Annotated in this window: 12 protein-coding genes; 3 read left to right on the top strand and 9 right to left on the bottom strand. The window is 71.1% G+C overall.

Annotated elements, in window-relative coordinates:
- Window positions 1-233: 233 nt before the first annotated feature.
- The 5 genes from AB0I98_RS06930 to AB0I98_RS06910 form a co-directional block, all read right to left on the bottom strand.
- On the bottom strand, window positions 234-1,307 hold the full coding sequence (locus tag AB0I98_RS06930; protein WP_362936317.1) for a hypothetical protein: 1,074 nt from the start codon (window positions 1,305-1,307) through the stop codon (window positions 234-236).
- Entirely contained in the window at window positions 1,307-1,981 is a 675-nt protein-coding gene (locus AB0I98_RS06925; protein ID WP_155054345.1) for an RNA polymerase sigma factor, read from the bottom strand. The genes AB0I98_RS06930 and AB0I98_RS06925 overlap by 1 nt, the downstream gene beginning before the upstream one ends.
- A gap of 447 nt (window positions 1,982-2,428) precedes the next feature.
- Window positions 2,429-3,262 (bottom strand): alpha/beta hydrolase, encoded by an 834-nt coding sequence (locus tag AB0I98_RS06920; protein ID WP_362936314.1) that lies wholly within the window; start codon window positions 3,260-3,262, stop codon window positions 2,429-2,431.
- A 47-nt stretch (window positions 3,263-3,309) separates the two neighbouring features.
- Entirely contained in the window at window positions 3,310-4,143 is an 834-nt protein-coding gene (locus tag AB0I98_RS06915) for an alpha/beta hydrolase (RefSeq protein WP_362936311.1), read from the bottom strand.
- A gap of 134 nt (window positions 4,144-4,277) precedes the next feature.
- On the bottom strand, window positions 4,278-5,744 hold the full coding sequence (locus tag AB0I98_RS06910) for an NAD(P)/FAD-dependent oxidoreductase (protein ID WP_362936308.1): 1,467 nt from the start codon (window positions 5,742-5,744) through the stop codon (window positions 4,278-4,280).
- A 103-nt stretch (window positions 5,745-5,847) separates the two neighbouring features.
- Between AB0I98_RS06910 and AB0I98_RS06905 the strand changes: the two genes are divergently transcribed.
- Window positions 5,848-6,003, top strand: coding sequence for a hypothetical protein (locus tag AB0I98_RS06905; RefSeq protein WP_362936306.1), 156 nt, complete (start codon window positions 5,848-5,850; stop codon window positions 6,001-6,003).
- Between the two features lie 17 nt (window positions 6,004-6,020).
- Here AB0I98_RS06905 and AB0I98_RS06900 read toward each other — a convergent pair whose 3' ends face one another.
- Window positions 6,021-6,653: a LysE family translocator gene (locus AB0I98_RS06900; protein WP_362936303.1), complete on the bottom strand. Its 633-nt coding sequence runs from the start codon at window positions 6,651-6,653 to the stop codon at window positions 6,021-6,023.
- A gap of 305 nt (window positions 6,654-6,958) precedes the next feature.
- A complete protein-coding gene (locus AB0I98_RS06895; RefSeq protein ID WP_362936300.1) occupies window positions 6,959-7,840 on the bottom strand; it encodes an alpha/beta hydrolase in 882 nt (293 codons plus the stop codon).
- Window positions 7,841-7,978: 138 nt separating this feature from the next.
- Between AB0I98_RS06895 and AB0I98_RS06890 the strand changes: the two genes are divergently transcribed.
- Window positions 7,979-9,964, top strand: coding sequence for a BTAD domain-containing putative transcriptional regulator (locus tag AB0I98_RS06890; RefSeq protein ID WP_362936297.1), 1,986 nt, complete (start codon window positions 7,979-7,981; stop codon window positions 9,962-9,964).
- 62 nt (window positions 9,965-10,026) lie between these two features.
- Here the strand turns inward: AB0I98_RS06890 and AB0I98_RS06885 are convergent, their stop codons facing one another.
- Window positions 10,027-11,418 carry an amidase gene (locus AB0I98_RS06885; protein WP_362936294.1) on the bottom strand — a complete coding sequence of 464 codons (1,392 nt, stop codon included), beginning with the start codon at window positions 11,416-11,418 and terminating at the stop codon, window positions 10,027-10,029.
- Window positions 11,405-11,620 carry a hypothetical protein gene (locus AB0I98_RS06880; protein ID WP_362936291.1) on the bottom strand — a complete coding sequence of 72 codons (216 nt, stop codon included), beginning with the start codon at window positions 11,618-11,620 and terminating at the stop codon, window positions 11,405-11,407. The genes AB0I98_RS06885 and AB0I98_RS06880 overlap by 14 nt, the downstream gene beginning before the upstream one ends.
- A gap of 144 nt (window positions 11,621-11,764) precedes the next feature.
- On the opposite strand from AB0I98_RS06880, the gene AB0I98_RS06875 reads away from it, so the two are divergent.
- Window positions 11,765-12,706 (top strand): MBL fold metallo-hydrolase, encoded by a 942-nt coding sequence (locus AB0I98_RS06875; RefSeq protein ID WP_362936288.1) that lies wholly within the window; start codon window positions 11,765-11,767, stop codon window positions 12,704-12,706.
- The last annotated feature ends 16 nt before the right edge of the window (window positions 12,707-12,722 follow it).

Raw genomic sequence — 12,722 nt, 5'->3', positions numbered from 1 at the left:
GTGTGGTGTGGTGGTTAGAATTGTAGTTGTCATTTGGTGTTGTGGGGGTGGGGGGGGGGGGGGGGCGGGGGTGTTGCTCCCCCCCCCGCGCCAGTGCACGAGCCGTAGGTACGGGGGGAACCCCGGCTCTGTGCGACGGCCGATGACCAGTCGGCTCATTCATTACTGCGCCAGGGCGGCCGAAAACGTCACACTCACCGCGCGAAAGGCTCCAGCGCGGGCAAAACCGCAGGTCAGTGGCCCGAATCAGGCTCGGCGGAGCCAAGGGCGCTGTACGAGGGGCTGGGCGTCGGCGCGGGAGAGGACGGCGTCGGTTCCTCCTCCGGGGAGGTCGTCGTCGCCCGCTTCGGCTGCGACGACGTGAGGCCGGGCTGCAGGGCGCTGTCGTCCCCGGTGTCGCCGGGCGCTATGCCGCCGCCGTCGTCGTCACCGCCCCGGTCCTGCTCGTCGTCCCTGTTGTCGCCCCTGTCCCTGCCGGAGCGGTCGTCGGAGTCGCCGGCCCCGTCGTCGCCGTCGGCCGTGTTCAGGACGGCCTTGCAGTACTTCGTCACGCGTCCGGAGCCGCCCGCCATGCCCTCCAGCGCGCGTCGGCGGTCGGGGGGCAGTTCCTTGCCGGCGCGCACGTCGCGGCAGGCGTCGGTGACGGAGCCCCACCAGTGGCGGAAGCCGTCCCCGTGGCGCTCGGTGCCGGGGGTCTCCTCGGGAGCCTCGCCGCCGGGGTGGGTGTTCTGCGGGGGTGCGTCGGCGGCGGGGCCGCTCGGGGTGCCGCTCGGCTCGGGCGTTCCGGTTCCGCCGTCCGGGGTGTCCTTCGGCGGGGTCGACACCATGGGGTGGTCGGGGCTCACGGCGGCCGAGACCGAGGCGCCGGGCACGGGGTCGTCGGCGTCGAACGGGGTGGGCAGGAGCCCGGTTCCGGCCGCGGCGGCGACGCCGCCGACCATGACGGCGGCCACCGAGGCGGCCAGGCCCAGGCGCAACGGGCGGCCCCAGCGGGGGCGCCGACCGGGGCGAGCAGGCCCGCCGATCCGGACCAGGCCCGCGTCGACGGACCCGTGCCGGGCACCGCCGAAGACGACCGACGGCTCGCCCTTCTCGGCGCGCACCTTGCGGAACGCGGCCAGCGCGGCGGCCTCACCGGGGAGTTCGGCGTCGTCTGTCTGTGGGGGTACGGCGGACAGGGCACCCAGGGTTTCGGCGAGCCGGGCGGCCCGGTCGTGGTCGGCGGGGTCGACAGCTTCCAATGACTCACCGCGCAGGAGGAGTTCCGCCGTTTCGCGGTCCAGCCATCTGTACTGCTCGTCGGCCATCACATGTCCTTCTGCGTCCGCGCACGCGTATGCGTCACACTCGCGGACGTCACCGCACGGTCCTGCGGTTCTCTCTGGGGCGGCAGCGCGTCGAGCCCGCCGATCGATTCCGGATCCGCCTCCGGAGGGGCGCCGAGCAGTTCGGCGAGCCGCTTCAGACCCCGGTGCGCGGCCGTACGCACCGCCCCCGGGCGCTTGCCGAGGGTCTCCGCGGCGGTCTTGGCGTCGAGGCCCACCACCACGCGCAGGACGACGGCCTCGGCCTGGTCCTGCGGCAGCCGGGCGATGAGCGAGAGCGTGCTGTCCGTGGCCAGCGCCTCGATCGCCTCGCCGGCCGTGTCGGACTCGGCGGCCTTCCCGGTCAGCTCGGTCTCGTCGCCGCCGATCGCCGGGCGGCGGCCGCGCATCCGTATGTGGTCCAGCGCGCGGTTGCGGGCGATCCGGGCGGCCCAGCCGCGGAAGCGGTCCGCGTCCCCGCTGAACCGCTCCAGGTCACGGGCTATCTGCAGCCAGGCCTCGGAGGCGACGTCCTCGGCGTCGTACTCGCCGACGAGCGTCCGGACGTACCCGAGGAGCCGCGGGTGCACCGCGCGGTACACAGTCCGGAACGCGGTCTCGTCCCCGTCCTGTGCCGCAAGCACCGCGGCAGTCAGCTCCGCGTCGTCCCCCAGCACCCGCATTCCTCGGTCGATGGTCAGTAGCCGGCCGCGGCTTCTCAGCCGCGGCTCACCGTGATCAGTCACCTTCCCCGTCCGGCGCGAAAGGCACGTTACGACCTGAAACCGCTGCTCGTCCATGTCCGTACAAGATGCAACCACCGCGGGACGGCGCGAGGTGTGACAGAAAACGCACTCATGGCGCTGTAGGAGATACGGGCCGCCGCGCGGCCCGTGCCGCGCGACGGCCGGGGCCTCTCCTGTGGGGGGTGGCGGCCCCGGCCGTCTCCGCGTCGTCTACCCCTCCGACCTGGGACGATGCGAGGCTTTACCTAACACCGTGACCAGCGGTGCGACCAGCGCGTCCGGCGCTTCATGCGATGCCCCCCAATCCAATGTGATGTCTCACGTTCGCGGAGACCTCCACAGGGTTCTCCCCCGCATCCAGGTCGTTGGTGACTGCAGTTACTTGGCGAGGAAGGCGAGGAGGGCGTTGTTCACCTCTTCGGCGTGGGTCCAGAGCAAGCCGTGCGGGGCGCCTTCGACGATGACGTACTCGGCCTCGGGGAGTGCGGCGTGGAACGGTTCACCGGTGGCTTCGATCGGCAGGATCCGGTCCGCGGTGCCATGCAGGATGAGGGCCGGGACGTCGATCTTGGGGAGGTCGGCGCGGAAGTCGGTGGTCCAGGTCGGGACGGCGGCACGCGAGGCGTAGGCGGACGCGCCGGCGGCGGTGTTCCAGTTTGCGCGGACGACGTCTTCGCTGATGCGCGTGCCGAGGTTCTCGTCGAGGTTGTAGAAGGCCTGGTAGAAGTCGGTGAAGTAGGCGTACCGGTCTTGGGTGACGGCCGAGAGGATGCCTTCGAAGACCTCGCCGTCGATGCCTGTGGGGTTGTCCTCGGTCTTGAGGAGGTAGGGCTCCAGCGCGGCGAGGAACACCGCCTTGGCTATGCGTGCCGAACCGTAGGTGCCCAGGTAGCGGCCGACTTCGCCGGTTCCCATGGAGAATCCGGCCAGGACGGTGTCGGTGAGGTCGAGGGTTTCCAGCACCGTGTGGAGGTCGGCGGCGAAGGTGTCGTAGTCGTAGCCGGTGGTGGGCCGGCTGGACTGACCGAAGCCGCGGCGGTCGTAGGTGATGACGCGGTGTCCGGCGTCGAGCAGGGCGGGCAGTTGCTTCTCCCAGGAGTGTCCGTCCAGGGGATAGCCGTGGATGAGGACGACCGGCTGCCCGGTCCCGTGGTCCTCGTAGTAGAGGTCGATGTCGGTGCTGTTCTCCTGGCCTACGGTGATGAAGGGCATGGCTTCTCCTCTTGAGAACGGGCTGTGGGCGAGGTGGGGCTGGTGGGTCAGCGGGCGGTTGCGGTGGCGGCCTGCTGGATGACGCGGCTGACGACGTCGGGGCGCGAGACGGGGACCGCGTGAGAGGCCCTGACCTCGACGGTGTGTGCGTCGGCGCGCTCGGACATGAAGCGCTGTGAGGCCGGCGGGATGTTGAGGTCCTGGGTGGCGATCAGCGACCAGGAAGGAATGGTCTTCCACGCGGCCTTGGTGGCCTTCTCCTCCAGCGCCGCGGCGGCGATGGGACGCTGCGTCGCGGCCATCAGGGCGGCCTGGCGCCGGGAGACGTCGGCGGCGAACTGCTGGCGGAACTTGTCCGGCTTGATGTACACGTCATTGCCGCTCGCACCGCGCGGCAGGCTGTAGGGCACGGCTTCGATGGCGTCACCGAGCGTGCTGCCGGGGAACTTGTTCGACAGCCCCAGAGAGGTCTCGCCCGTGTCGGGGAGGAACGCGGCGATGTAGACCAGTGCCTTGACCTTGTCCTCGTGGCCCACGGCCGCGTCACTGATCACCGTGCCGCCGTAGGAGTGGCCCACCAGCACCACCGGTCCGTCGATACGGTCCACGACACTGCGCAGATAGCCGGCGTCACTGGCGGGTCCGCGCAGGGGGTTCGCCGCGGCCACCACCGGATACCCCGACTTCTCCAGCCGCTCGATCACACCGGTCCAGCTGGCGGTGTCCGCGAACGCACCGTGTTCCAGCACGATCGTCGGCTTCGCGCTCGACCCCGAACCTGACCCGCCCGACGCACCCGCCGTACCGGACAACGACACCGTGGCGAAGACACCGGCGACCACACCGGCCGCCACCACACCGCCCACAGAACGACCGAACATCCGACGAGCCGAAGACACACGAGACATTTGCTTACCCTTCGCTGGGAAGAACCTGATGAGGTACAGGAGTTGGCGGGGAGCCGTGCTGCACGCATGCGCTCGACTCCCCGAACGCGCATGCGGTACGAGCCGCCTCACTCCCCGTCACGTACGGCGACCAGCAGCCTCCCCCGGTTCGGGCCCGGCTCCCCGTCGCGCACGGCAGTGAGCAGCTCAGTCCGGTCAGGGCCCGGCTCTGGATAGCGGAGTGCCCCGGCACCCAGCTGGATGACCCGCTCCACCAGGCCGGTCTCGACGAAGGCCGCGTCGGCGGTGGCGAGCATGGAACCGACGTCTCCCCAGGCGCGCAGGATCTCGGGGTCCTTCAGGAAGACGGCCTCCACCGCGGTGCGCAGCGCCCAGGCCGGATCGTCCGTGACATAGCGCTCGCCGCGCATCTCGGCGTCGATCTCGGCTGTGCGGTGCCGGGTCCAGGCGGTGTCGTCCGCCCAACCGGGCCCGGACTCCGCGTCGATGTCGCGGTCAACGCGCAGAACAAGCTCGACGGCGTCATCCGTACCGACCAGACGCAGCGCGTCACGCAGCCGTACGGCGTGCCGCAGACCGGTCGTCATACCCATGCCGAACTGCGGGTTGGTGGTCATTCGCGCGTCCCCGACGGCCAGGATTCCTGTGGCGACGGGCCGTTCGCCGGCGACCAGGCAGCGCAGGGTGTTGTGAGTGCCGCCCATCACGTGTACGTCGGTCAGCGGGATGCCTTCGTTCCAGTGGGCGGCGTGCGGGTAGAGGGCGAGCACACGGTTCCACACGTCCACGCGGCTCAGCGGACGGAGCTCCTGGTCACGGTCGGAGGTGACGAGGGTGGCCGACCAGGTGTCGCCGTCTCCGGGGGCGGTGACGATCGAGATGCTGTTGTGGTGGGTCAGCGGCCAGGTCCGCGGGGCCGGCACTCCCCGCTCGTCGGCGCGGAAGTACCGCGTGTAGTAGCGGAATCCGGCCTCCTCGCGGATTACTTCGGGTGCGCCGCCGACCTGCGCGAGGAGGTCGGGCACGTCCGTCCGCCGGCCGGAAGCGTCGACCACGAGGTCGGCCTCGATGCGTGCCCCGGAATCGGTCACCACTCCTGTGATGTGCGGGCGGTCGGAGGTGCGGGCGCCCGCGAGCAGGGACACCACTTTGGTCCCGCCGAGGATGCGTACGCCGGGTGTCTCGGCCGCGGTGGCGAACAGCGCGGCCTCCAGGACCGGGCGCCGGGCGGTGAGGGTCTCGAAACGCTCGTCTCCCTCCTGTCGCGGGCCGGCGCCCGGCTCCGTCCATGCGCCGGCCAGCATGCTGTACGGGTAGCCGCCCGCCTCGCGGATACGGTCGACGGCGCCGGGCAGCTCCTTGTCGAGGAGCCGGAAGCCGGCCGGCATGAGGATGTGTGTGTGCCCGAACTGCTTGACGCCGGGCCGTCGCCAGTCACCGCCGATGGCGGCCTCCACCGTGCGTGCGGCGGTGGGATCCCGGTCGAGCACGGTGGCGCCATGCCCGTCCGCGGCGAGCAGCATCGAGGTGACAAGGCCGACAGGTCCGGCTCCGATGATCACTACGTGGGCCATGGGAACTCCTTCGTCAGGGGATGCCCTCACCTTTCGCCGGATGACTGCTCACCTTCCAGACCGGTTTCCTGCTCAGTTGCAGAGGCAGGGTGACGGTGGTCGATTGCCGACGTCACCGGAGTTCGACCTGGTCCTGTGGGGGGCGACGGGATACGCAGAACGTCTGGCCACCCGCTACCTCGCAGTCGCCGACGCCCACGACGGCGCGTCGTTACGTGCCATGTGCGAGCGCACCGGTGCCGTGCTCAGCGCCACATGATCGCGACGCCATAACCGCTAAGCGTTGTCACTGAAAGCCAGCAGGACCGCGATGACGAGAAGGCAGCTTCCGGCGGTGACATCGATGCCGCGCTGACGCCGGGCGGATATGCCGAGTGCTCTCAGGCGTGAGGCGACACCGATATACCCAAAACTCACCACCAGTTCGATACCCAGGTAGGCCACGCCGAGGATTGCTGTCGCCTCGGCCCTGCCGTCCTGTTGCCCGCGTATGAACTGAGGAAGCAGCGCGGCGAAGAGCAGCAGCGCCTTCGGATTGGTGAAAGCGACACTGAACTCCTTGAACACCAGACCCCGCAGACCCGCCGTAGAATTCTCCGGCTGGTTATCCGCGTCCACGGACGGGGTGCGCAACGCACTTCGCAGGCTCCAGAGGCCGAGGAGCATCAGATAGGAAACGCCGAACCATTTGATCACGTCGAGCGCGACGGGCGAGGCCGCCAGCGCCGCGCCGACGCCGACCACGGCCAGCCCGATGAGCAGAGCTAAGCCGGCGAGCCGCCCGACGACTCCCGTCAATGCGGAGGCCGCGCCGTAACGGACCGTGTTGCGCATACACAACAACTGATTGGCGCCCGGCGAGACCGAAATGATCAGAGCGGCCGGAACGAAGCCGGTCCAATTGATCACGGATTTCTCTTCTCTCGAACATGGCCGACCGCATGCCGCCATCTGTCGGACACGGGCCCTGTACCGCACGCTGATCACGAGAGATTCGCCCCTATGGTTCACCGGCCCCCGCAAATGGTCCGCGTCAACGTGTCGCCCAGGGCGAAGTTCCTGCGGCACTTCACGTCCGAGGAACAGCTGTTCCTCGCCGCGGTCCCCAGTCCCCGCACGCTCCTGTCGGAAGTGGCCCCGACTGGAGGAACAGGTCGCGTCCGTGGGCGCCTACCTCATCGCGGGTGAGTCGCGGTGCCGCCGGTGCCGCGTGCTCAGCGGATCACGAGTGTGCGGAGCTCCGAGGCGATCCGCTCGGGGGCTTCTTCGGCCATGAAGTGGCCGCAGTTGACGGTCGTGTGGGCCAGCTTCGGTGCCCAGGCCGACCAGAGTGCCTGGGCGTCGAAGCCGAGGGCGGAGCCCCAGTCCTGCTGGAGTACGGCGACCGGCATGTCCAGTTGGCTGCCGGCGTCCCTGTCGGCCTGGTCGTGGTCGACGTCGATGTCGGCGGAGGCGCGGTAGTCGGCCACGATCGAGGGCACCGCGTCGCGGCAGGCGTCCAGGTAAGCGGCGCGGATGTCAGGGGGAATGGCGTCGGGGTTGTGGGCCCAGATGTCGAGGAAATGGCCGAAGAAGGCGTCGGGTGCAGCCGCGATCATCTGCTCGGGCAGGCCCGGGGGTTGGGCCATGAGATAGAGGTGGAACCCGATGGCGGCATTCGTGCCGCTCATCACCTGCCACATGTCGAGGGTCGGGAGTACGTCCAGGCAGGCGAGGTGGGTGATGGTGGTCGGGTGGTCGAGTCCGGCGCGGAAGGCGACCAGGGCGCCACGGTCGTGGCCCGCCAGGGCGAACCACTCGTGGCCGAGGGCGCGGGCCAGGGCGACGATGTCGGCGGCCATGGTGCGCTTGGCGTAAGCGGTCCCGTCGGTGTCGGCGGGCTTGTCGCTCGCGCCGTAGCCGCGCAGGTCGGGGCAGATGACCGTGTGGTCCGCCGCGAGGTCGGCGGCGACGTGACGCCACATCAGGTGGGTCTGAGGGAAGCCGTGCAGGAGGACGATCGGGCTGCCGGAGCCGCCGACGGCAGTGTTGAGAGCGATGCCGTCGGCGACCTGGATGCGCTGGTAGTCGAAGCCGGGGATGGTCGGTGCTGCCACGGTGTGCTGCTTTCGTCGGGTGCGTGGGAGGGTCCGCGGTCGGCGGACACCATCGAGCCTGCCGCGCGCGAATCAGCGTCCGATCAGCGCGTACCGTGGCGGGCGCGCGGTCAGGCAGGGCAAGGTCGGGAGGTGGGGATGGAGCGGATCACCTTCGGCGTGCTCGGGCCAGTGGTCGCCTGGGATGCGGCCGGTGGCGTTCTCGGGCTGAAGGGGCCGCGGCACCGGGCGGTGCTCGCTCGGCTGATCATGGCGCGTCGACGCGTGGTTCCGGTCGCCCACCTCGTGGAGGACCTGTGGGAGGAGCCCGGGCCGGGCGCCGTGGGTGCCGTACAGACTTTCGTCGCCACACTGCGCCGCATCCTGGAGCCGGACCGCCCGGCCCGGGCCCCGGCCCGTCTGCTCGTCACCGAGGGCCCGGGGTACGCGCTGCGGGCAGCACCGGACGCCGTGGATGCCTGGCGGTTCGAGGCGGCCGTCGGTGCCGCCGCGCAGCTGCCGCCCGCGCAGGCACTGGAACAACTGCAGGCGGCGCTGGAGGTGTGGCGCGGTCCGGCTTACGCAGAGTTCGCCGAGGAGAACTGGGCACGAGGAGAGCGTTCCCGCCTGGCCGAACTGCAGCTGCGAGCAGTGGAGCAGCAGGCGCAGGCCCGGCTGGCCCTGGGGCTGGCCGCAGAGGCGGTACCCGAGCTGGATGCCCATCTGGCCGAGCATCCCTGGCGTGAGGAGGCCTGGCGACTGCTGGCCCTGGCGCTCTACCGCGCGGGCCGGCAGGGGGATGCGCTTGCGGTGCTGCGCCGGGCCCGGGCCGTACTGGCCGACGAGCTGGGTCTGGACCCCGGCCCGGAGCTGCGCCGCCTGGAGACGGACATCCTCACCCAGGACCCGCGCCTGGACCTGCCGGACGAACCGATGACGGCGGCGGCCCGGCTGTGGACACGGGCGGTCGCGGCCTACGACCGTACGGTCGCCGCAGGCCCGCGGGCCCGGTTGGAGGCGACGGTCGGACTGATCAGCAATCTCGCGGTCACCGGAGGCGGCGGGCTGCAGGCGGCCCAGGAACACCGCTTGGCGACCATCACCGCGGCGGACGAGTTCGGCGACCCGGAGCTGACCGCCCGCGTGATCGGTGCCTATGACGTCCCCGCGATCTGGACCCGCAACGACGACCCGCAGCAGGCGCAGCAGATCGTCACGGTCGCCGAGCGCACCCTGGCCGCCCTGCCGCGCGGCGGCTCACACGAGGCGGCGCGCTGCCGCCTGCTGGCCACGGTGGCACTGGAGATGCGCGGCACCCGGTCCGCACGCGGCCCGCGGGCCGCACGCGAAGCAGAGCAGATCGCCCGACGCCTGGACGATCCCACGCTGCTGGCGTTCGCCCTCAACGGAGTGTTCATGCAGTCCTGCACCCGGGCCGGGCTCGCGGCGAGACGGGACGCGATCGGCGCGGAGCTGGTCGCGCTGGCCGTACGACACGGCCTGGCGTCCTTCGAGGTACTCGGCCACCTGATCCACGTGCAGGCGCGCAGCGCACTCGGCGACTTCCCGGCGGCCGACGAGCACGCCGCCACCGCGGATCAGCTGGCCGAGCGCCACGAACGGCCGCTGGCGAGCGTCTTCACCCAGTGGTACCGGGCGCTGCGGTCGGCCGCCTCCGGGCAGATCGCACAGGCCGAGGCCGCATACCGGGCCGCCGCCGCCCGGCTGGACGGCGCCGGCATGCCCGGTGTCGAGCACGGTCTGCTGCCCCTCGCGCAGCTGTGCCTGCGCCTGGCCGACGGCAGCACGCCCGCACGGGAAGCAGCCGAACACGTCGATACCGATGCGGACTGGGGCCCGTACCGCCCCTGGGCCGAGGCCTTCATCCCGCTGCACACCGGCCTTCGCACCGAGGCTCAGGCGATGCTGCGCGCTTTGCCGGAGCCGCCCGCGGACCTGCTGTACGAGGCGCTGTGCTGCCTGGAGGCAGCAGTGGCGCTGGAACTCGGCGACCGGGTCGTACTGGAGCGGCTTCACACCCGGCTGCGGCCGGCCGCAGGCGAACTCGCGGGTGCGGGCAGCGGCCTGATCACCCTCGGTCCTGTGGACCGGTGGCTCACCGCCATCAAGCACGCGCTCGACTGACGTGCTCGCAGGCGGACCCGGCTTGCGGCTCTCAGTGCACGGGCGTGCCCGGCCATCTCCTCCTACGTCACCGGCGCCAGGCCGCGGGCGGTCCCGGTCCGCTCGTACGCGTGGCCCGCGCGCAGCAGCGCGGCTTCGCCGAGGGGCCGGCCCATGAGCTGCATGCCGATCGGCATGCCTGCCGAGTCCTGCTCTACGGGCAGGGTCAGCGACGGTACACCGGTGATGCTCGCCGGGGCCGACAGCCGTACATACGCGTCGGAGACGCTCTCTTCCGTGCCGTCGTCCCAGGTCACGGTGGACTGGCCGGCCTTCACGGCCGTGAGGGGCACGGTCGGCGCGGCGACCATGTCGACCGTGTCGAGCATGCGCTGCCAGGCCTGCCGCATGAGCGTGCGGGCGCGCTGGGCGCGCAGGTAGTCCCCGGCGGACATGAGTTCGCCCGCCTCCAAGAGGACGCGGACGTCCGCCGCGTACAGCTCGGGCACCGTCCGCAGCGTCCGCTCGTGGTAGGCGGTGGCCTCGGGCACCATCAGTCCCCACTGGGTCGCCTGGATGTAGCGCGTCATCGGGATCTCCACCTCGACGAGCCGCGCGCCGAGCGCCTCCAGTCGGCCGATCGCGTGCCGTACGGCGGCCTCTACCTCGGAGTCGACCCGGTCGAAGTAGTAGTTTCCCGGCACGCCGATCCGCAGCCCCGTCAGGTCCGTGCCGGGTCCGGGCCGGTAGTCCACGGGCGGTGCCGGAAAGGAGGCGGGGTCCCGAGGGTCGTGGCCGACCAGGGCGCCCAGCACCAGCGCGGCGTCCTCCACCGTGCGCGTGATGGGCCCGACATGGTCGAGCGACCAGGCCAGCGCGGTGATGCCGTGCCGGGAGACCAGCCCGTACGTCGGCTTCAGGCCGACCACTCCGTTCAGTGCGGCGGGCACCCGGATCGACCCTCCGGTGTCGGTGCCCAGTGCGAACGCCGCCGCCCCGGCGGCCACGGCGACGGCCGACCCGCCGCTGGAGCCGCCGGCCACCCGGCCCTGGTCCCAGGCGTTACTGGTCTGCGGCGTGGTCAGGCCGTAAGCGAACTCGTGCGTGTGGGTCTTTCCGACGAACACCGCGCCGGCTGCCGCCAGTCGTGCGGCGACCGCGCTGTCCGCCTCCGCCCGGTGGTCCGCGCGTACCCGGGAGCTTGCCGTGGTCGCCGTCCCGGCCACGTCGATCAGGTCTTTCAAGCCCGCGGGGATGCCGTGCAGCGGCCCCCTGACGCCGTCGGCGGCGACCTCGTGCGCAGCCTGCCGCGCCACGTTCCGCGCCTGGTCGGCCGTCACCAAGGTGTAGGCCCGCAGGCGGGGTTCGACCCGCTCGATACGTTTCAGCACGGAGTCCACCAGCTCGACCGGGGACAGCTGCCGGGTCCGTACGGCCTCGGCCGCGTCGGCGACGGAGAGTTCATACGGCTGCATCGAGCCGCTCCTCTCCCGCACACGCGCGGTAGGCGGCGGACGGCGGCGTATCGCCGAAGTCCAGCTCCCGCAGGACGGAGACGACGGACAGCATGTGGTCGGCGGTGGCCGCCACCGCCGAGTGGCGCTCGGGGGACAGCGAGAGCCCGGATCGTGCGGCCCAGCGGGCCGCCTCCGGTGGCGCGAGGTCAGCGGCGGACATGTCTGTGCCCTTCCTGAACTTCCTGATCGGGCTGAGCGGCGACTGCAGCTCCGCCTTAAAGCTAACAGCTTGCGTTAGTCGACGGCAGAGCCTACGGTCCCTTAAGGCAAACCAATTGCTTTTGAGGTGAAGGAAACCGCCACCATGCGCACATCACCGCTCACCGGGACCGTCCCGCCGTCGGCCACCTTCCCGTCCTGGACCGTCGGCGACATCACTGTGCATCGCGTCGACGAGATCCCGCTGCCCCCGCAGACCGGCCCCTGGCTGCTGCCGGGCGCCACCGCGGACGTCGTGTCCCAACAGGACTGGCTCCGGCCCGACTTCGCGGACCACGACGGGGTCCTACGCCTCGACAGTCACAGCTTCGCGCTGGTCGTGGACGGACTGCGTGTTCTCGTCGACACCGGCATCGGCAATGGCAAGACACGGGCGAACCCGGCATGGCACAACCTCCGTACCGACTACCTCGCACGCCTCACGGACGCCGGATTCCCCCCGGAATCCGTTGATCTGGTGATCCTGACCCATCTGCACACCGACCACGTCGGCTGGAACACCCGGGCGGCGGACGGCGCATGGGTGCCCACGTTCCCCAATGCCCGCTACCTCACGGCGAAGGTCGAGTACGACTTCTGGGCCGGGTACGACATGGACGCGGCGCGGCGAGTCATGTTCCGCGACTCCGTGTACCCGATCGAGGAGGCGGGCCTGCTCGACCTCGTCGACGTGCCGGCCGAGGGTGCCGCCGTCGCCGCCGGACTGCGCCTGGTGCCCGCCCCCGGGCACACCCCCGGTCATGTCGCCGTCCAGGTGGGCGGCGGTGACGCCACGGCCCTGATCACCGGGGACAGCGTCCATCATCCGGTTCAGCTGGCGCATCCGGGCATCGGCAGCTGCGTCGACATCGACCCCGTACAGGCGGAGGCGACCCGCCGCTCGCTGCTCGCCTCGCTCGCCGACTCCGGCACGCTCGTGCTCGGTACCCACTTCCCCTTGCCGACCGCCGGCCATGTGGTCACCCGGGGGGACACCTACCGGCTGGAGCCGGTACGCGCCGACGGCCGCGCCATCGCCACGGTCTGACCGTGCGTCCCGTGCG

Origin of the sequence: Streptomyces sp. NPDC050211 (assembly GCF_040656035.1) — a bacterium.
Taxonomy (GTDB): domain Bacteria; phylum Actinomycetota; class Actinomycetes; order Streptomycetales; family Streptomycetaceae; genus Streptomyces.
The sequence above is the reverse complement of the archived record's forward strand: the minus strand, read 5'-3'. Positions and strand labels throughout refer to the sequence as shown.